10 protein-coding genes are annotated in these 20,070 nt (G+C 72.2%); 3 read left to right on the plus strand and 7 right to left on the minus strand.

The features are described from left to right. Nucleotides 1-159 precede the first annotated feature (159 nt). The 4 genes from OCJ37_RS17250 to xerD all read right to left on the minus strand — a co-directional run bounded on the left by OCJ37_RS17250 (nucleotide 160) and on the right by xerD (nucleotide 14,647). Nucleotides 160-7,140: an ESPR-type extended signal peptide-containing protein gene (locus OCJ37_RS17250; protein ID WP_263110917.1), complete on the minus strand. Its 6,981-nt coding sequence runs from the start codon at nucleotides 7,138-7,140 to the stop codon at nucleotides 160-162. Between the two features lie 1,203 nt (nucleotides 7,141-8,343). Beyond that, nucleotides 8,344-12,396 (minus strand): phosphoribosylformylglycinamidine synthase, encoded by a 4,053-nt coding sequence (gene purL / locus OCJ37_RS17255; protein ID WP_263110918.1) that lies wholly within the window; start codon nucleotides 12,394-12,396, stop codon nucleotides 8,344-8,346. 329 nt (nucleotides 12,397-12,725) lie between these two features. Then, nucleotides 12,726-13,532 carry a DsbC family protein gene (locus tag OCJ37_RS17260; protein ID WP_263110919.1) on the minus strand — a complete coding sequence of 269 codons (807 nt, stop codon included), beginning with the start codon at nucleotides 13,530-13,532 and terminating at the stop codon, nucleotides 12,726-12,728. Nucleotides 13,533-13,672: 140 nt separating this feature from the next. After that, nucleotides 13,673-14,647 (minus strand): site-specific tyrosine recombinase XerD, encoded by a 975-nt coding sequence (xerD, locus tag OCJ37_RS17265; RefSeq protein ID WP_263110920.1) that lies wholly within the window; start codon nucleotides 14,645-14,647, stop codon nucleotides 13,673-13,675. A gap of 178 nt (nucleotides 14,648-14,825) precedes the next feature. On the opposite strand from xerD, the gene OCJ37_RS17270 reads away from it, so the two are divergent. Continuing rightward, entirely contained in the window at nucleotides 14,826-15,305 is a 480-nt protein-coding gene (locus tag OCJ37_RS17270; protein ID WP_263110921.1) for an RDD family protein, read from the plus strand. Between the two features lie 68 nt (nucleotides 15,306-15,373). Here the strand turns inward: OCJ37_RS17270 and OCJ37_RS17275 are convergent, their stop codons facing one another. From OCJ37_RS17275 to lptF, 3 genes are read right to left on the minus strand one after another with little or no spacing between them, the layout of a single operon-like run. Continuing rightward, on the minus strand, nucleotides 15,374-15,676 hold the full coding sequence (locus OCJ37_RS17275; RefSeq protein WP_263110922.1) for a hypothetical protein: 303 nt from the start codon (nucleotides 15,674-15,676) through the stop codon (nucleotides 15,374-15,376). Between the two features lie 4 nt (nucleotides 15,677-15,680). Beyond that, nucleotides 15,681-16,787, minus strand: coding sequence for an LPS export ABC transporter permease LptG (gene lptG, locus OCJ37_RS17280; protein ID WP_263110923.1), 1,107 nt, complete (start codon nucleotides 16,785-16,787; stop codon nucleotides 15,681-15,683). After that, entirely contained in the window at nucleotides 16,784-17,869 is a 1,086-nt protein-coding gene (gene lptF, locus OCJ37_RS17285; protein WP_263110924.1) for an LPS export ABC transporter permease LptF, read from the minus strand. Before lptF ends, lptG begins: the two co-directional genes overlap by 4 nt. A 108-nt stretch (nucleotides 17,870-17,977) precedes the next feature. On the opposite strand from lptF, the gene OCJ37_RS17290 reads away from it, so the two are divergent. Beyond that, on the plus strand, nucleotides 17,978-19,465 hold the full coding sequence (locus OCJ37_RS17290) for a leucyl aminopeptidase (protein ID WP_263110925.1): 1,488 nt from the start codon (nucleotides 17,978-17,980) through the stop codon (nucleotides 19,463-19,465). A gap of 121 nt (nucleotides 19,466-19,586) precedes the next feature. After that, nucleotides 19,587-20,012 (plus strand): DNA polymerase III subunit chi, encoded by a 426-nt coding sequence (locus OCJ37_RS17295; protein WP_263110926.1) that lies wholly within the window; start codon nucleotides 19,587-19,589, stop codon nucleotides 20,010-20,012. Nucleotides 20,013-20,070 lie beyond the last annotated feature (58 nt).

Below are 20,070 nucleotides of genomic sequence, written 5' to 3' on the forward strand. Positions count from 1 at the left end.
GTTGACGTCCTCTTCAAAGTTTCGTGGATCAGGCGACAGTTGCGGCCGTAAAAAACTCCTTTTTCCCGAATCCGTTGGCCGGCCCAGCCAAGGTCCTTTGGTCTGCCCCCTCAGGCCATGTCTTGGCGGGCGGCGGCACCTGCCGCCGCCCGCGATGGCTCACCAGCCGAAGCCGGCGCCGATGCCGACCGAGCTGTCGTCGCCGCTGAACGCGCCGCCGATGGTCACCGTGGCGCGATCGCTGAAGGCGCGCTGGTAGCCCACCGACAGCGCCGATTCGCCGTTCTGGAAACCGACGCCGGCGCCGACCCGGTTCTGGGTGCGGATGCCCGCGGCGCTGGTGGCCATGTTGAGCATCGCCGCGCTCATCGCGCCCTGCCGGTCGATGCGGCGGTCCTGGTCGCGCAACCGCGCATCGACGTCGCCGCGCAGCACGTCGAAGCTGTCGGCCATCGTGTTGAAGCGCGTGTCGGTGTAGGACTTGGCCGTGGCCACGCCGCTGTCGAGCTGGCTCTTGTTGACCGCGTCGGTGGCCTGGGTGCCGGCGGCGACGTTGGCGACCTGGCGCTCGTTGCCGGCGCTGCCCACCGACACCGTGTTGGCGCGGTCGGCGACCGAGCCCTGGCCCAGCGCGACCGCCCCCTGCGCCGTGGCGCTGGCGCCCTGGCCCAGCGCGGTGCCCGAGGCCGCGCTGACGCTGGCGCCCTCGCCCATCGCCACCGCATTGGTCGCCACCGCGGCGATGTGGCTGTTGGCGCCCACCGCGGTGCTGCCGTCGGCGTTGACCTTGGCGTTGCTGCCGATCGCGGTGTCGTTGGGGCCGTGCGCATAGGCGCTGCCGCCGATCGCGGTACCGGTGACGTCGTTGGCGCGCGCCGCGGTGCCGACCGCGGTGGAACCGCCCGCCTCGACCGCGACCGCCTCGCCGACCTGCGCGGTGGACGCGGTACCGGACACGGTGGCCGACTCGGGCACCGCCTGCGCGGTACTCGCCGTCGCTGCCGGTTCGGCGACCGAGGCCACGCTGGCGATACGCGCATTGCGCGACACGGCAGCGGTGCCGCCGCGCGCATCCAGCTCGCTGACCTTGCCGTCCAGCGCCGCCAGCGCATCGCCGACGTTGCTGTAGCTGGCGCCCTGGATCACGTAGGTCGGCGCCACGAACAGGCCTTGCGCACCCAGGCCGGCACCGCCGCCCAGGAACGTGGCCATGTTGCTCAGCGACTGGTACAGCTGGCTGCCGTTGATCGCCTCGGTGCTGCCGGCGGCGACGCTGCCCGCGGTCAGGTTGACGATGCGCCGCGTGGCCGGGCCGCCGCGGCCGTTGCCGCTGCCCAGCGACACCGTGTCGGCCTCGTAGACGCGCGAACCGGCGCCGAGCGCGACCGCGTTGTCGGCCGACACACCGGCATTGGCGCCGATCGCCACGCCGTTGCTGCCGCTGTTGCGGACGAAGCTGTTGTAGCCCAGCGCCACGCCGTTGTCGCCGATCGCATTGGTCTGCAGGCCGACCGCGGTGCTGCGCGCGCCGCTCGCCGAACTGCCGGCGCCCGATGCGGTCGCGCCGGCGCCGCTGGCCACGCTGGCCACGCCCAGCGCCGTGCTGCGCAGGCCGCTGGCGGTGGCCCCGGCGCCGGCGGCGGTGCTGTCCGCGCCGCTGGCGCTGGCCACCCCGGTGCCCGAGCTCTGGAAGCTGGCGCTGGTTTCGCCGGCAGCCGCGGCCACCGCGTCGAGCTGGGTCTTGTTCACCGCATCGGTGCCGTTGAGCCCCGCGCCGACGTTGGTGATGCGGCGCGTGGCCGGAGCGCTGACGCCGTTGCCGCCGCCGACCGACACCACGTTGGCCTCGCTGGCGCGCGCACCTGCGCCCAGCGCGACGCTGTTGGCGCCGTTGGCCCAGGCGCTGGTGCCGAGCGCGGTGGCGTTGATGCCGCTGTAGGCGTAGGCGTCCTGGCCGATCGCGGTGCCGCCCTGCACGGTGGCCCAGGCGAACTGGCCGACCGCGGTGGTCTGCGCCGCCGTGGCCCAGGCCGAGGCGCCGAGCGCGGTGGCGTCCTCGCCGGTGGCGCGCGCGCTGTGGCCCAGCGCCGAGGCGTAGGCGCCGGACGCGATGCTGCCCCAGCCCAGTGCCGAGGCGTTGCCGCCCGACGCCTCCGCGCCGTAGCCGAACGCGCTGGTACGGGAGCCGCTGGCGCTGCTGAACGCGCCGACCGCGGTGCTGTAGTCGGTCGCCGCCTCGCTCTTGTAGCCGTTGGCGGTGGACTGCAGGCCGCCGGCCGTGGCGCCGGCGCCGCTGGCGCTGCTGAACGCGGCGGTGGCCTGGGCCCCCGCGCCGAGCGCGGTGGCGCCGACCTCGCTGGCGGTGGTGGTGCCGTCGAGCAGCACGTTGCCGGCGTCGTCGGTGTAGTACAGCGAGCCGCCGATCGCGGTGCTGGACTCGCCGGTGGCGGTGGCGTTGTAGCCGGACGCGGTGGCGTACTGCGCGCCGGCCAGCGCGCCGCTGCCGAACGCCGAGGCGCCGGTGCCGTAGGCGTTGGACGCCTCGCCGGCGGCGGTGGCGTAGTTGCCCTCGACGTAGCTGCCGACGTCGTCGGCCGGATCCTCGCCGCCGCTGGCCTTGAACTGCTTGCCGGTGGCATCGGCCGACTGCTTGACCTCGTCCAGCTGCGCGACATTGACCGCATCGGTGGCCTCGGTCCCGGCGGCGACGTTGGTGATCTGCCGCTCGTTGCCGGCGCTGCCCACCGACACGGTGTTGGCGCGGTCGGCCTCGGACAGCGCGCCCAGCGCCACGCTGTTGCTGGCCGAGGCATAGGCGCCGTAGCCGAAGGCGCTCGCGTCCTCGGCACTGGCGTAGGCCAGGCTGCCGATGGCGGTGCTGAAGTCGGCGGTGGCGCCGGCACCGGCGCCGAACGCGGAGGAATTGGCGCCCGAGGCTTCGGCCGGAATCAGCCCGAAGAACGAGGTGCCGCCGACGGCGACGCTTTCCTCGCCGGATGCCACGCTGGACTCGCCCAGCGCCACGCTGCCGGTGCCCGAGGCGGCCGCGCCGACGCCGACCGCGGTGCCGTAGTCGCCGCTGGCCAGCGCGCCGTAGCCCAGCGCCGAGGACAGGTAGCCGGTGGCTTCGCTGTAGCCGCCGAGCGCGGTGGCACCGACGTTCGAGGCGCTGCTGCGGAAACCGGTGGCGGTGGCCTGGTTGTCCGAGGCGACCGCTTCGCTGCCGCTGGCGGTGGAGTAGGTGCCGCTGGCCTGCGCGCCGGCGCCGCTGGCGGTGGCGCCGATCTCCCCGGCCAACGCGCCGTTGCCGATGGCGATGCTGTCCTGGCCCAGCGCCTGGCTGTCGCTGCCGAGCGCGACCGCGTCGCTGCCGCTGGACACCGCGTTGAAGCCGATCGCGGTGGCGCCGGCGGCCAGCGCATTGGCGCCGCCGCCCAGCGCGGTGCTGCCGTCGCCGATCGCATTGGCCGCCTCGCCCGCGGCCAGCGCGTTGTCGCCTTCCACCAGCGCGCCGGCATCGCTGGCGTCGCTGCCGCTGGCCTGGAAGTACTTGCTGGTGGCTTCCGCCGCCTGCTTGACCTCGTCCAGCTGCGCGACGTTGACCGCGTCGGTGGCCTCGGTGCCGGCGGCGACGTTGGTGATCTGGCGCTCGTTGCCGGCGCTGCCCACCGACACGCTGTAGGCGCGATCGGCCACGGCGCCCGCGCCCAGCGCCACCGTGTTGGAGGCGGTCGCCTCGCTGCCGGCGCCGATCGCCACCGCGCTTTCCGCATCGGCCAGGGTGTTGGTGCCCAGGGCGATGGTGTTGACCTGGTTGCCCAGCGCCTGGAAGCCCATCGCCACGCTGTAGTTGCCGTAGCCGAACGCGCCGCGGCCCACCGCGGTGGCGCTCAGGCCCGGCGCCCAGCTGTTGAAGCCGATCGAGGTGGCGCCGCTGCCGCTGGCCCACGCGCCGGTGCCGAACGCCGAGGCGTTGGTGCCGGTCGCCCACGCCGAGGCGCCGAACGCCGAGGCGCCGTCGGCGGTGGCCCAGGCATAGGCGCCGCTGGCGGTGGCGTCGTCACCGCTGGCCCAGGCGTTGTCGCCCTGCGCCAGGCTGTAGTCGCCGGTCGCGCGCGCCTTGTAGCCGCCGGCGGTGCTGTGGTCGCCGGTGGCCTGCGCGCCGTAGCCGGTGGCGGTGGCCTGCGCGCCGGTGGCCTGCGCGCCGGCGCCGAGCGCGGTGGCGCTCTCGCCGGCGTTGGCGCCGATCATCTGCGCATTGCCGTCGGCATCGGTGATCGGCTGGTTGTACTGGTCGAACGCCTGGCCCTGGCCGCCGATCGCGGTGCTGCCAACGCCGCCGGCGGTGCTGCCGTTGCCGAGCGCGACCGCATCGCTGCCGATCGCCGCGGCGCCGCTGCCGTAGGCGGCCGCGCCGTTGCCGTAGGCGTTGGCCGCATCGCCGGCGGCCACCGCGCCCTCGCCGTCGGCGTAGGCGCCGACGGTGCCGCCGCCGCTGCTGGTGAAGAATTTGGCGGTGGTGTCGGCGGTCGTGCGCACCGCATCCAGTTGCGCCACGTTGACCGCGTCGGTGGCTTCGCTGCCGGCGGCGACGTTGGCGATCTGCCGCTCGCTGCCGGCGTCGCCGACCGAGACCGTGTTGGCGCGGCGCGCGACCGAATTGGCGCCCAGCGCCACGCTGTCGGCGGCCAGCGCCGTGCTGTAGTAGCCAATCGCGGTGCTGTTGGCGCCGCTGGCCCAGGACTCGGCGCCGAGCGCGCTGGCGAAGGCGCCCGGCGCGTAGGCGAAGTAGCCCAGCGCGGTGCTCTCCAGGCCGGAGGCCTCGCTGAGGCTGCCGTTGGCGACGCTGAAATCGCCCGAAGCGATCGCGCCGGCGCCGAATGCCGCCGCGCTCTCGCCGCTGGCCTGGGTCTGCACGAACAGGCCCAGCCCCGGAATCAGGTCGGCCGGGCCGCCGACGGCGACGCTGCTGGTGCCGGTCGCCGCGCTCTGCGTGCCGACCGCGGTGGCGTAGTCGCCGGTGGCATTGGCCACCGCGCCGAACGCCGACGCCTGCGCGCCGCTCGCATAGGCGCCCACGCCCACCGCCGAGGCGGCGAAGCCGCCCGCGTCGGCGCTGGCGCCCAGCGCGGTGCCGCCGACCCCGGCGCTGGTCGCGCCGGTGTCCACCGCCACCCCGCCGTTGGTGATCAGCGGGTCGCCGTTCTCGTCCACCGCCACGCCGCCCACGGCCACCGCCGCCGGCCCGGTGGCCTGCGCGTTGGTGCCGAACGCGGCGCTGTTCTGCCCCGACGCCAGCGCGCCGCTGCCCACCGCGGTGGCGCCGCTGCTCAATGCGTCGGCGCCGCCGCCGAGCGCGGTGCTGCCGTCGCCGATGGCATTGGCGGCCTCGCCCGCGGCCAGCGCGTTGGCGCCTTCGACATAGGCGCCGGCATCGCTGTCGGCGCTGCCGCTGGCCTGGAAATGCTTGGCGGTGGCGTCGGCGACGCCGGCGACCGCGTCGAGCTGGTCCAGGTTCACCGCATCGGTGCCCTCGGTGCCGGCGGCGACGTTGGCGATCTGGCGTTCGTTGCCGGCGCTGCCGACCGACACCGTGTCGGCGCGATCGGCGGTGGAACCCTGGCCGAGCGCGACGCTGCCGGTCGCCGACGCCTTGGCGCCGTAGCCCAGCGCGGTGGCGTCGTCGGCCTGCGCCCAAGAGGCGCCGCCGAGTGCGGTGCTGGAGTCGCCGTCGGCCGAACTCAGCCAGCCGATCGAGGTCGAGAACGCCCCGTTGGCCCAGGCGCCGGCGCCGAACGCCGAACCGCCCTCGCCCTGCGCCTCGGTGGCGAACAGGCCGAGCACGCTGCCGCCGACCGCAGTGCTGGATTCGCCGCTGGCCAGGCTCGATTCGCCGAGCGCCACGGCGCTGCCGCCGCTGGCGTTGGCGCCATAGCCGAACGCGGCGCCGAAATCGCCGCCGGCCTGGCTGAAGCCGCCGTTGGCGGTGCTGGCCAGGCCGCTCGCCTCGGCGGAGAAACCGGTGGCCGTGCTCTGCAGGCCGTCGGCGCGCGCGGCGCTGCCCAGCGCGGTGGAGAACGCGCCATTGCCCTGCGCGCCGGCGCCGAACGCGCTGGCGCCCTGCGCCGCGGCGCTGGTGGTGCCTTCCAGCAGCACCGTGCCGTCTTCGTCGACGATGGACAGCGCGCCGCCGACCGCGGTCGCCGAGGCGCCGGTCGCGGTCGCGTTGCTGCCCACCGCGGTGGCGTTGCCGCCGATGCCGGTGGCGCCGCTGCCGAGCGCGCTGCTGCCGTTGCCGATCGCGTTGGCGCCTTCGCCGGCGGCCAGCGCGTTGTCGCCTTCGACGTAGGCGCCGGCGTCGCTGTCGGCGCTGCCGCTGGACTGGAAATACTTGGCGGTGGTGTCGGCGGTCTGCTTGACCGCGTCCAGCTGCGCCACGTTGACCGCATCGGTGGCGTCGGTGCCGGCGGCGACGTTGGTGATCTGGCGCTCGCTGCCGGCGCTGCCGACCGAAACGCTGTTGTCGCGATCGGCGAGCGCGTCGGCGCCCAGCGCCACGCTGTTCTCGCCCTGCGCCACGGCGGCATTGCCCAGCGCGGTGCTGTTGCGGCCGCTCGCGGTGGCGAAGCCGCCGATGGCGGTGGCGTAGTCGGCATCGGCGCTGGCGGCCAGGCCGACCGCCGCGGTGGCCAGGCCGTCGGCGACGCTCTCGGCGCCCAGCGCGGTCGCGCCGATGCCGCTGGCGGTGCTGTAGTAGCCCAGGGCGGTGGATTCCAAGCCGGTCGCTTCGCTGAGCACGCCGCTGGCCACGCTGCCGTCGCCGCTGGCGTTGCTGGCCGCGCCGGTGGCGGTGCTCTGCTCGCCGCTGGCGTTGCTTTCGGCGCCGACCGCGGTGGCGTAGTCGCCGCTGGCGCTGGCGCCGTCGCCGATCTGCAGCGCCTGCGCCTGCGCGGCCGAGGGCAGCATCGCGCCGCCGGCGCCCAGCGCCATGGCGATCGCGGCCGACAGCGCCAGGCCCTGCGCGCGCCCCGACCTGCCTTCGCGGACCAGCTGTCCGCGGGAATCGCCGCTGGCCAGTTCCGAGGCCACGGTCCACATTCCCAATGCCTTGTTCCAGACCTTGCGATAAATCCGATTCATCGACTGCTGCTCCTCAAGTAGGCTGGTTTTTGGTCAAAAAGCCACCCTCGCCCGGCATTCCAGCCGGCCGACCCCCTGTCGGTATTTGGCGCCGCATGCCCCCTGGAACGTCAGGGCGCGAAAGGCTTGCGCCTGTCGCCGCTCGTGTTGCGTTGATGAACCGAGACGAAATGCGGAACTGTCTCGAGTGTTAACCCCGTATCTTGAGTACGTCAAGTTTTTGACTTGAAACGGCACGAACAGGGATGGAAATCCCATATTTGAAACTTAATTGTTAATTTTTAGACAAAATTCAATCAAAACAAGACATTCCGCCAATTTCCCGGCACGCCACTTGCCATGTGTTGACGCATGGTTGTAACGCTACCTGCTGCTGCGCCAAGGGTTTGACGTGCAGCGTCCGCTTGGCCGGCAGCGACCAGACGAAGGCGCTTCCGCCCCAGGGGAGCCGCTTGCGTGCCGCCGTGCACAAGCGCAATTGCGCAGGCCGCGGCCGTTGACCGGCAACGGAAGGCGTCGGCCAGGCGGCCTTCGGCAGGACCGAATCGGATTCTTCGAACGTTTGCAGGCTGCGGCAGCGGCGTGGGCGGCCCCTGGCGACCAGGGGCGTTGGCAGCCCTGTGGCTTCGCCCGTAGCGCTGACAGTGCTCTGGCTGGAAGAGCGCGGCCGGCTTGCCGGGGGTACCGCAGGAACGCCTCCGGCTCCGACAGCTCGCCGAGGCGTTGCCCGATCCCCTTCATCCGCCCCTGCGGGGCACCTTCTCCCGATCCGAGAAAGGAACAACCGCGGCGGCTTTAGCCCCTCTTCCACCGGGAGAGGGGTCAGGGTGAGGATCCGGCGCGAAGCGACTCGCTGGGGTGTGAGTGCACGAACTTTCGCCCGTGCCCACACCCGCTCCTGCGAGGCCCTTTCTCCCGACGGGAGAAGGGAACAGCCGAGGTTGCCTTAGCCCCTCTCCCGCCGGGAGAGGGCTTGGGGTGAGGGTCCGGCGCGCAGCGTCTCGTGGCGTTGATGCGCGACGCCACAGCGGTTCCCGACCCCGATCCGTCGCGACCGAAGTCGCTCGCACAAGGACTGGGATCAAGCGCCGACCGACACGACCCAGCGCGCACGGCAACGGACCTTGCGCCGGACCGGCGCAAGGCGTGCTCGCCTGCAGGATGCCGCCGCGCCCGCCAGCGGCGGACGCGGCAGGCGCGCGCTCAGCCCACCCACACCCGCGCGTTGCGGAACATGCGCAGCCACGGCGAGGCGTCGGCCCAGCCTTCCGGGTGCCAGCTGAGGTTGAGCGAGCGCGGGGTGCGCTCGGGATGCGGCATCAGGATCGTGACCCGGCCATCGTCGCTGGTCAGGCCGGTGATGCCGTCGGGCGAGCCGTTCGGATTGAGCGGGTAGCGCTGCGCGACCTCGCCGTTGCCGTCGACGAAGCGCAGCGCCACGCGCGCGGCGGCCTGGTCCACGGCGCTGTCGAACTCGGCGCGGCCTTCGCCGTGCGCCACCGCCACCGGGATCCGCGAGCCGGCCATGCCGCGCAGGAAGATCGACGGCGATTCCACCACCTCCAGCAGGCTGGTGCGCGCCTCGAACTGTTCGCTGCGGTTGCGCAGGAAGCGCGGCCAGTGCTCGGCGCCGGGAATGATGTCCTTGAGCTGGCTGAGCATCTGGCAACCGTTGCACACGCCCAGCGCGAAGGTGTCCGGGCGCGCGAAAAACGCCGCGAACGCATCGCGCAGCGCAGGCCGCTCCAGGATCGAGGTGGCCCAGCCGCGGCCGGCGCCGAGCACGTCGCCGTAGCTGAAGCCGCCGCAGGCGGCCAGGCCGACGAACCCGGCCAGGTCCACGCGCCCGGCGATCAGGTCGCTCATGTGCACGTCGAAGGCGCGGAAGCCGGCGCGCTCGAACGCATTGGCCATCTCGATCTGGCCGTTGACGCCCTGCTCGCGCAGGATCGCCACCTTCGGCCGCTGGCCGCTGGCCACGAACGGCGCGGCCACGTCCTCGGCCGGGTCGAAGGCCAGCTTCGGCCTCAGCCCCGGCGCGGCGAAATCGCGCGCCACGGCGCGCTCCTCGTCGGCGCTGTCGGGGTTGTCGCGCAGCTTCTGCATGGCGTGGCTGACCGACCACCACGCGTCGAACAGCTCCTCCCAACGCCACTCGACCAGGGTCTTGCCGGCCAGCCCCACGCGCACCACCGCGGCGGTGCTGGGCCGGGCGATGCGCTGCGCGCATTCGGTCAGCGCATGGCGCTCGACCAGGTCGGCGAACGCGGCGCGGTCTTCCTTGGCGATCTGCACCACCGCGCCCAGTTCCTCGTTGAACAGGCTGCGGAACGGATCGTCGCCCCAGGCGTCGAGGTTGATCTCCAGGCCCTGGCGCGAGGCGAACGCCATCTCGCACAGGGTGGCGAAGGCGCCGCCGTCGCTGCGGTCGTGGTAGGCCAGCAGCAGCCCGGCCTCGCGCGCATCACGGATCAGCTCGAAGAACGCGCGCAAGCGCTGCGCATCGTCCAGGTCCGGCACCGGCCCGCCGAACGCCGGCAGGCCGCCCTCGGCATGCACCTGCGCCAGCACCGACCCGCCCAGGCGCTGCTTGCCGCCGCCCAGCCCGATCAGCCACAACTCGCTGTCGGCCTCGCGCGCCAGCAACGGCGTCAGCTGCGCGCGCGCGTCGGCCACGGGGGCGAACGCGGAGACGATCAGGGAGACGGGGGAGACGCTTTTATGCGTGGCAGTGGAGCCGGGATTGGGGAGTGGAGATTCGGGATTGGCAACGGCACTGTCCGTTTCCCTCGACCCGCTTCCACCAATCCCGAATCCCGAATCCCGAATCCCGGCCACATTCCACTGCGCCTGCATCGACAACGAATCCTTGCCGACCGGAATGCTCAGGTCCAGCTGCGGGCACAGTTCCATGCCCACCGCCTTGACCGCGGCGTACAGCCGCGCGTCCTCGCCGGCGTGGTTGGCCGCGGCCATCCAGTTCGCCGACAGCTTGACCTGGGCCAGCGCCTCGACCGGCGCCGCGCACAGGTTGGTGATCGCCTCGCCGACCGCCATGCGCGCGGCGGCGGCGGCATCGAGCAGCGCCAGCGGGGTGCGCTCGCCGATCGCCATCGCTTCGCCGGCGTGGGTGTCGAACCCGGCCAGGGTGATCGCGCAGTCGGCCAGCGGCAGCTGCCACGGACCGATCATCTGCTCGCGCGCGGTCAAGCCGCCGACGCTGCGGTCGCCGATCGTGACCAGGAAGCTCTTGGCCGCCACCGCCGGATGCGCCAGCACGCGCAACCCCGCCTCGCGCAGGTCCAGCGTGTCGGTGTCCAGCTCCGGCCAGCGCGGCGCCGGCGGCTGCCGCGCGTCGCGATGCATCTTCGGCGGCTTGCCGAAGAGCACGTCCATCGGCAGGTCGATGGGGTGCCGGGATTCGGGATTCGGGATTCGGGATTCGTTGGAGGCGGCCGGCGCAGCGCCGTTGCCAATCTCCACTCCCGAATCCCCAATCCCGGCCCCTAGGACGCCGTAGCCCACCACCAGCCGTTCCTCGGCGGTCGCCACGCCCACCGCGGCGAACGGGCAGCGCTCGCGTTCGCAGATCGCGGCGAATTCGGCCAGGCGCGCCTGCGGCACGCCGAGCACGTAGCGTTCCTGCGATTCGTTGCACCACAGCTGCATCGGCGACAGCGACGGGTCGTCGCTGGGCACGCGCTCCAGGTCGACGATGCCGCCCACGCCCGAGTCGTGCAGCAGTTCGGGGATCGCGTTGGACAGGCCGCCGGCGCCGACGTCGTGGAACCAGCGGATCGGGTTGTCCGCGCCCAGCGCCACGCAGCGGTCGATGACCTCCTGCACGCGCCGCTCCATCTCCGGGTTGTCGCGCTGCACGCTGGCGAAATCCAGGTCCTCGGCGCTGTCGCCGGAGGCCACCGAACTGGCCGCGCCGCCGCCCAGGCCGATCAGCATCGCCGGGCCGCCGAGCACGATCACCGCGTCGCCCGGCTGCAGGCGGATCTTCTCGACCTGGATGCGGTCGATCGCGCCGAGGCCGCCGGCCAGCATGATCGGCTTGTCGTAGGCGCGGGTCAGGTCCTGCGCCTCGGGCAGCTCGAAACTGCGGAAATAGCCGAGCAGGTTGGGCCGGCCGAATTCGTTGTTGAACGCGGCGCCGCCGAGCGGGGCCTCGAGCATGATCTCCAGCGCCGGGGCCATGCGCGGGTTCAACGGACGCTCGCCCTCCCACGGCTGCGGCAGCGTCGGGATGCGCAGGTGCGAGACGCTGAAACCGGTCAGCCCGGCCTTGGGCTTGCCGCCGCGGCCGGTGGCGCCCTCGTCGCGGATCTCGCCGCCGGCGCCGGTGGAGGCGCCCGGGAACGGCGCGATCGCGGTCGGGTGGTTGTGGGTCTCGACCTTGATGCAGAACGCCGACGGCGTCACCGCCTCGCTGCGGTACTCGCCGCTGGCCGGGTCCGGGCGGTAGCGGGCGGCCGGATGCCCTTCCACCACCGCCGCGTTGTCGCTGTACGCGCTGAGCGTGTGCTGCGGGGTCTGCTGGTGGGTGTGCTTGATCATCCGGAACAGCGAGCGTTCCTGCGCCTTGCCGTCGATGCTCCAGCTGGCGTTGAAGATCTTGTGCCGGCAGTGCTCGGAGTTGGCCTGCGCGAACATCATCAGTTCCACGTCGGCCGGATCGCGGCCGAGTTCGCCGAAGCGCTGGCGCAGGTAGTCGATCTCGTCCTGGGCCAGGGCCAGGCCCAGCCGCGCATTGGCCGCTTCCAGCTGGTCCAGCGCGATGCGCTCGACCTCGCCGCGCGCCGGCGCCTGGAACAGCGCCTGCGCCTGCGCCGCGCTGTCCAGCAGCGACTGGGTCATCGGGTCGTGCAGCAGCTTGGCCAGCGCGGCCTGCGCGATGGCGGCGTCCGGCCAGCCGGCCAGGTCCAAACGAGTGCCGCGCTCCACGCGGCGGATCGCCAGGCCGGCGCCGCGCACCAGTTCGGTGGCCTTGCTCGACCACGGCGAGCGCGTGCCCAGCCGCGGCACCACGTAGCGCGAGAGCGCCCCCGCGGCGGCCGCGGCCGGCGCGTCCTGCGCCTGCAGGATGCGCTGCGCGGCGGCGAGGTCCACCGCGCCGTCGGCAGCGCTGTCGATGAAGTAGACGTGCCAGGCGTCAACGATGCGCAGACCGGGAACGACGGATTGCAGGCGGGTTTCGAGCCGAGCGCGACGGAACGGCGAAAGGGCGGAAGCGCCCTCGAGGACGATCATGTCCGGGGAACCGTGTGAGGAAACGGGCCGGCTATTGTAGCTGGAGAGCCGGGATTGGGGATGGTCAGCCTGCGGCTGCCGAAGAGCGAGCGGGATTGGGGAATTCGCAAAAGCCGGCGCCACGGCCGGGGAATCCGCGGCCTCTCGTGGCGCTATCGCGCAGCGATCTCGGGAGACCCGGCGGCCCCGGACCGCCGTTCCGCCGGAGCCTGGCTACCGCCAGGGCCAACTGCGCGGACGAAGCCCTCCAGTCGGGAAACGGCCATGCTTCCCATCGACAGCGCAGCCGCCCTGCCAATCCCCAATCCCGACTCCCGACTCCCGGCCGCTCAGCGGCTCCCGCCCGCCCGGCCCGCCTCGGCCGCGCGCTTGTCCAGGGCCTGGCGCAGCTGCGCCGGCGGCAGGTAGCCGCCGAGCTGGGTGCCGTCCGGGGCGAAGATCGCCGGGGTGCCGTTGACGCCCAGGCGCTGGCCCAGGTTGTACTGCATGGTCACCGGGTTCTTGCAGCTGGCCGCGCCCGGCACCTTGCCGTTGGCCTTGGCGTCGGTCAGCGCCTTCTTCTTGTCGGCCGCGCACCACACCGCGACCATGTCCTTGTAGTCCTGGCTGCCCAGGCCCATGCGCGGGAACGCCAGGTATTCCACCGCGATGCCCTGCTTGTTGAGCTCGGCGATCTCGCTGTGCAGCTTGCGGCAGTAGCCGCATTCGATGTCGGTGAACACGCTGATGGTGTACTTCGGGTTGGCCGGCGCGAACACGATGCGATCGGTGCGCGGCGCCGATTCCAGCAGCTTGCGGCGGTAGCTCAGCAGGCCCTCGCTGGAGGCGAACTGCTTTTCCTGGATGTCGAACGGCTGCGCCTGGAACAGGTAGCGGCCGTCGTCGGACACGTACAGCACCTGGCCGCCGACCACCACTTCGCGGAAGCCCGGGAACGGCGCGCTGCCGATGTAGTCGGGCTTGAAGTTCGGGTCCAGCTGCAGCAGCGCCGCGCGCACCCGCTGCTCGCCCGGGGCGCCGGCAGGCGCGGCGGTGGGCTTGGCCGGCGTTGCGGCGGTGCCGGCGGGCGAGGCCGGCTGCGCGCAGGCAGAAAGGGAAGCGGCGCCCAGCAGCGCGAAAAGAGCAAAACGGAGCATTGGCGATCCATGAGGGCTGCGAATCGGCCGGATTGTCGCATACCCCCCGGCCTGCTCCATGTAGACAGCCTGAGCGGGCCGCCGCGCGGGCCGGTGCCGGCGCGCAGCGCGCCGCGCCAGGCGCCCGCGGCGGCCACGCCTCAACCGCGCGGATGGTGCTTGCTGTGCAGCTTCTGCAGGTGTTCGCGCGCCACCAGGGTGTAGATCTGGGTGGTGGACAGCGAGCTGTGGCCGAGCAGCATCTGCAGCGCGCGCAGGTCGGCGCCGCGGTTGAGCAGGTGGGTGGCGAAGCTGTGGCGCAGGCCGTGAGGGCTGACCGAGGCCGGGTCGATGCCGGCCAGCGCCGCGTAGCGCTTGACCAGGCCCCAGAACTGCTGCCGGCTCAGCGGGCGCCGCGCCGCGTCGATGAACATCGGCACGATGCCATCGCTGGCCGGCACCGCCTGCCCGGCCGCCAGCGCCGGCCGCGCGGTGTCCAGGTAGCGCTGCAGCCAGTGCTGCGATTCCTCGCCCAGCGGCACCAGGCGTTCCTTGCTGCCCTTGCCGGTGACCCGCAACACGCCCTGGCGCAGGTTCACCGCGTTCGCCGGCAGGTTCACCAGCTCGCTGACGCGCAACCCGGCCGCGTACATCAGTTCGAGCATGGCGCGGTCGCGCAGGCCGGCCGGGTCGGCGTCGTCCGGCGCCGCCAGCAGCGCCTCGATCTGGCTCTCGGCCAGCGCCTTGGGCAGCGAGCGTGGCAGCTTGGGCGGGTCCAGCAGCGCGGTCGGATCGTCGCTGCGCTCGCCGCGGCGCAGGCGCAGCGCGAAGAACGCGCGCAGCGACGACAGCCAGCGCGCGTTGCTGCGCTGCGAGTAGCCCATGCGGGCGCGCCAGGCCAGGTAGTCGAACAAGGCCTGGCGGTCGGCGCCGGGCAGCCCGCCGCCGGCGCCGTCGCGCCAGCGCGCGAAGCCCTCCAGGTCGCGCCGATAGCTGTCCAGGCTCTGCCGCGCCAGGCCCTGCTCGGCCCAGGCCACGTCCAGGAACTGCTGGATCGCGGCGGCATCGGCATCGCGCAGCGGGGCCAGGTGCTGCGCCTGCTGGCGGCGTTCGGCGGGAGTGTGGAGGTCGGGCATGCGGGGAGCTTACGGGACTCGGGACTCGGGACTCGGGACTCGGGATTGGGGATTGGGGATTGGGGATTGGGGATTGGGCATTGGGGAAGCCTAGTGCCTGCGCGAGGTGGCGCAAGGCGGCGGCGCCGGTGGCGGGCGGCCGGTGACGTGCCGGTGGCGCTGCCGCTAAGCTGTGGCGATGTCCGCCTCGTCGCCCACCGCCGTCGCTTCCCGTCCGCGCGCGCTGCTGCCGTGGCGGCTGCTGGCGCTGTTCTACGACGCCTGGCCGGTGCTGGCGCTGTGGTTCGTGATCTCGGCGCTGTTCACCCTGGGCTATACGCTCGAAGGCCATGCGCCGCGCGAGAACATCGCCCCGTTCAGCGCGCTGCAGTGGCTGCTGTGGCTGTGCTGCTGGCTGGTGGCCGGGCTGTACGCGACGCTGAGCTGGCGCCGCGGCGGCCAGACCCTGGGCATGCGCCCGTGGCGGCTGCGCCTGCACGGCGCCGATGGCGGCACGCCGACATGGGGCGCGCTGTGGCGGCGTTATCTAATTGGCACCCTGTCGCTGCTGCTGGGCGGGCTGGGGTTCTGGTGGGCCTTGTTCGACCGGGAACGGCTGACCTGGCACGACCGTGCCAGCGGCACGCGGCTGGTCCGGCTTCCGAAGCGACGGCCCTGACCTTGGCGCCCGAAACGCGCGGCGAATCCTATTCCGTGCCAATGCCACTGCGGCACAAGGCGCTCCGCTCAATCCGGACGCGCAAGGCGTACCGCGGCGCGGCGCAGCATCGCCTCCAGTCCATGGCCCGACGCATACAGCAATAGCAACAACGGCGGCACCAGCAACGAATAGCTGGCAATCCAGGACATGCCGCGCAACCAGGCGTCGGCCCCGAGCGCGTCCAGCAACAGCAACTGGGGGGTCAACGGCAGTTGCAGCAGCACGAAATGCCCTTTGTCGTCGGCACCTTGCGCGCCCCACACGCACAACGCGGTCGGCACTGCATACGACAGGCACAAGCCCACGCCGAGCAGGCTCAACCGGCGCACCGGCTCAACCGCTGCGTTTGCGGAACAGCAGCCAGGACACGGTCAGCATCACCAGCGGCGGCAATGCGTAGGCGATGCGGTAGTCGAACTTCAGCGCGCCGGCCATGCGCCCGAAGAACAGCTGCAGCAGCCAGAACACCAGCGCGAACAGGATGCCCAGGAACAGGCGCTTGCCCATGCCGCCGCTGCGCAGCGCGCCGAACGCGAACGGGATCGCGGCAAAGCACAGCGCCAGCACGTTGAGCGGGTAGAACCAGCGGCTCCAGTACTGGTCCTCGTAGTCGCGCGCGTCCAGGCCGTTGCGGCGCCGGTACTCGATGCTGGTGCGCAGCTCGTGCGCCGACAGGTTGCGCGGCTTGGCCAGGCCCGAGGCCAGCGCGGCCGCGTCCAGCTGCGACGTCCATGGCAGGCTGTCGAACGTCTCGCGCTGCACCGCGCGCTCGGCGAAGGTGTCGCGGTAGACCTGCTTCAGGGTCCAGCCGCGGTCGCGGTGCTCGGCGGTCGCGGCATGGGTCAGCGACGCCAGCCGCCCGGTCTGGTCGAGCGTGTACAGGCGTACGTCGCGCAGTTCCAGCCAGGTGCCGCCGGCGCCTTCCAGATGCTCTTCGCCGCTTTGCGCATTGAGGAAGGTGTCGCCCTCGCGCGCCCACAGCCCGGAATAGCGGGCCATGCTCATGTTGCCGTTGTACTTGGCGTTGGCCTTGATCGCGTCGGCCTGGTTCTGCGCCCACGGCGCCAGGGTCTCGCCGCTGAACACCATCGCCACGGTCAGCACCGCCATCGTCGACGCGGCCGCCACGCTCAGCCGCCGCCGCGACAGGCCCAGCGCGCGCAGCGCGGTCAGCTCGGAGGTCGCCGCCAGTTGTCCCAGGCCCATCAGCACGCCGATCACCGCGCCGGTCGGGAACAGGGTGTAGGCGCGCCGCGGCACGGTGTAGGCGACGTAGGCCACGGCGTGGCCGAGGCTGTAGCTGCCCTTGCCGATGTCCTTGAATTCGTTGGACAAGGCCATGATCACGTCCAGGCCCAGCAGCACCGCCCAGGTCAGCAGGACGGTGCCGAGCACGGCGCGGCCGACGTACAGGTCGTGCAGGTTCGGGCGCAGCTTCATGCGGCCTGCCTCCGCGGCCGCGCCAGGTGCCCGTCGCGCAGGTAGCTCCACACCGCCAGCGCCAGCAGCGGCAGGGTCAGCCACCACAGGCCCAGCGCGCGCGGCAGCTTGTCGGTGCTCAGCCACTGGGTGCCGATGAACATCAGGTTGGTGCCGACCAGGTAGGCCAGGAACGCCAGCATGATCCGGCCGTAGCGCTGCTGCCGCGGCGAACTGCGCGACAGCGGCAGGGTCAGCAGCGCGAACGCCAGCGCCAGCAGCGGTGGGGCGATGCGCGCGTGCAGCTGCGCGTTGGCCTGCGGCCGCGGGTCGCCGATCAGCCTGGTGGTGGGCAGCAGCTCCGGATCGTCGTCCTTGCGCGCCTCGTCGCGGTCCGGCAGGGCCACGTCGTTGCTGGCGTAGCGCATCAGCCGGTAGTCCATGTCGGCGCCGGCCAGCGGGCCTTCGATGCGGTAGCCGTCCTCCAGGCGCAGGTAGCGGTCGGCCCGGCCCTCGAAGAACATCGCGCCGCGCTGCGCGGTGACCACGTCCAGGCGGCCGTCCTTCTGCCGCTGCATGAACACCTTGCCCAGCTTGGTGCCGTCGCCGGACAGGGTGCTGATGTAGACGATGCCGCCGTCGGACAGCGTGGTGAAGCGCCCGGCCTCCAGCCCCGCCATCAGCAGGCTGCGGTTGGCCTCGTCGATCAGCCGGTCGGAGGTGCGGTCGGCCCAGGGGCCCAGCCACAGCGAACACAGCCCGACCAGGGTCACCACCGGCACCACCAGCATCAGGATCGGCCGCAGCATCCGCCGCGGGCCGACGCCGATGGCGGTGATCACCGCCATCTCCGAATCGCGGTACAGCCGCGCCAGCGCCAGCAGCAGGCCCAGCATCAGCGCCAGCGGCAGGATCAGCGGCAGGTACACCACGAACTGCAGGCCGAGCTGGGAGAACAACAGCTTGGCCGGGATGCGGCCGTCGGCGATGTTGCCCAGGACGTCGACCAGCACCCCGCCGACGCTGACCACCAGCAACACGATGAGGGTGGCAGAGAAGCTCTGGACGAAATCGCGCAGCAGGTATCGATCGAGCTTCGGCATGGGGGTGGGTTGATTTAAACTCTCGGATTCGTTCGCGGCGGAGCCAGCCTAACCCGGCTGGACGTAAACAGCCCGCGATTGTACGGATTTGCCAACGGAATCTGATCAATGGCCCTGGAATTCACCCTGAACCACGACGCCCCGGCCACCGCGGCGTTCGATTGCATCGTCGTCGGCATGTTCGCCGACAAGCGCCTGTCGCCCGCCGCCCAGGCCCTGGATGCGGCCAGCGGCGGACGCCTGGCGGCCCTGGCCGGCCGCGGCGACGTCAGCGGCAAGACCGGCGCCACCGCGCTGCTGCACGACCTGCCCGGGGTGGCCGCACCGCGCGTGCTGGTGGTCGGCCTGGGCGAGGCCGCCAAGTTCGGCGTGCCGCAGTACCTGAAGGCGGTCGGCGACGCGGCGCGCGCGCTGAAGAGCGGGCCGGCGGCCAAGGCGCTGTTCACCCTGTCCGAACTGGAGGTCAAGGGCCGCGACCAGGCCTGGGCGATCCGCCAGGCGGTGATCGCCAGCGACCACGCCTGCTACCGCTACACCGCCACGCTGGGCAAGAAGAAGCCCGACGACGGCGGCCTGGCCAGCCTGGCCGTGCTGGGCGAAGACGCCACCGCGCTGGCCCAGGGCCAGGCCATCGCCGCCGGCGTGAAGTTCGCCCGCGAGCTGGGCAACCTGCCGCCGAACCTGTGCACCCCGGCCTACCTGGCCGAGACCGCGGCGGCGTTCGCCGAAGGCGTGGACGGCGCCGAGGCCGAGATCCTCGACGAGACGCAGATGCAGGAACTGGGCATGGGCTCGCTGCTGGCGGTGGCGCGCGGCTCGGCCAACCGCCCGCGGCTGCTGGTGCTGAAGTGGAACGGCGGCGACGAGGCCAAGCCCTACGTGCTGGTCGGCAAGGGCATCACCTTCGACACCGGCGGCGTCAACCTGAAGACCCAGGGCGGCATCGAGGAGATGAAGTACGACATGTGCGGCGGCGCCAACGTCATCGGCACCTTCGTCGCCGCCGCGACCGCGCGCCTGCCGCTTAACCTGGTGGTGGTGGTGCCGGCGGTGGAGAACGCGATCGACGGCAACGCCTACCGCCCCTCCGACGTGATCACCAGCATGTCCGGCAAGACCATCGAGGTCGGCAACACCGACGCCGAAGGCCGCCTGATCCTGTGCGACGCGCTGACCTACGCCGAGCGCTTCAACCCCGAGGCGCTGATCGACGTGGCCACCCTCACCGGCGCCTGCATGGTCGCGCTCGGCCACCAGACCGCCGGCCTGATGAGCAAGCACGACGACCTGGCCAACGAACTGCTGGCCGCCGGCGAGCACGTGTTCGACCGCGCCTGGCGCCTGCCGCTGTGGGACGAGTACCAGGGCCTGCTCGATTCCAGCTTCGCCGACGTCTACAACATCGGCGGCCGCTGGGCCGGCGCCATCACCGCCGGCTGCTTCCTGTCGCGCTTCACCGAAGGCCAGCGCTGGGCGCACCTGGACATCGCCGGCGTGGCCAGCGACGAAGGCAAGCGCGGCATGGCCACGGGGCGGCCGGTGGGGCTGCTTTCGCAGTGGTTGCTGGACCGCGCCGCGGCTGGCGGCGCGGCGTGATTGGGGCGTCGGGATTGGGGATTCGTGAAAAGCGCCTCCACTTTCCCGTCCCACCTCTTCGGCAGACGATCCTGATGCGCGTTTGCCAATCCCGAATCTCGAACAACGAATCCCTGCCCTGATGCCCCGCGCCGATTTCTACCTGATCGCCAAGCCGCGCTTCCTCACCGAACCGCTGCGGCTGGTCTGCGAGCTGGCGCGCAAGGCCAACGACGCCAACCTGTGGACGCTGGTGCTGGCGCGCGACGAAGCGCAGGCCGAGGAGCTGGACGAGCTGCTGTGGGCGTTCGACGACGACGCCTACATCCCGCACCAGATCGCCGGCGCCGATGTCGACGAGGAAGAGGCGCAGGTGCTGATCGCCCCGCCCGGGGTGGAAGCGCCGTCGCGCCCGCTGGTGATCAACCTGCGCGACGACGCCTACCTCGGCGCCTGCGACCGCGTGCTGGAAGTGGTGCCGGCCGACCCGGCCGCGCGCGACCCGCTGCGCGAGCGCTGGAAACAGTACAAGGCGCTGGGCTTCGAGGTCAGCAAGTACGACATGTGATGGAGCCGGGATTGGGGAGTGGGGATTCGGGATGGGTTCCCACGCCTCCTCCACCGGC

The organism is Xanthomonas sp. AM6 (assembly GCF_025665335.1).
Lineage (GTDB): Bacteria > Pseudomonadota > Gammaproteobacteria > Xanthomonadales > Xanthomonadaceae > Xanthomonas_A.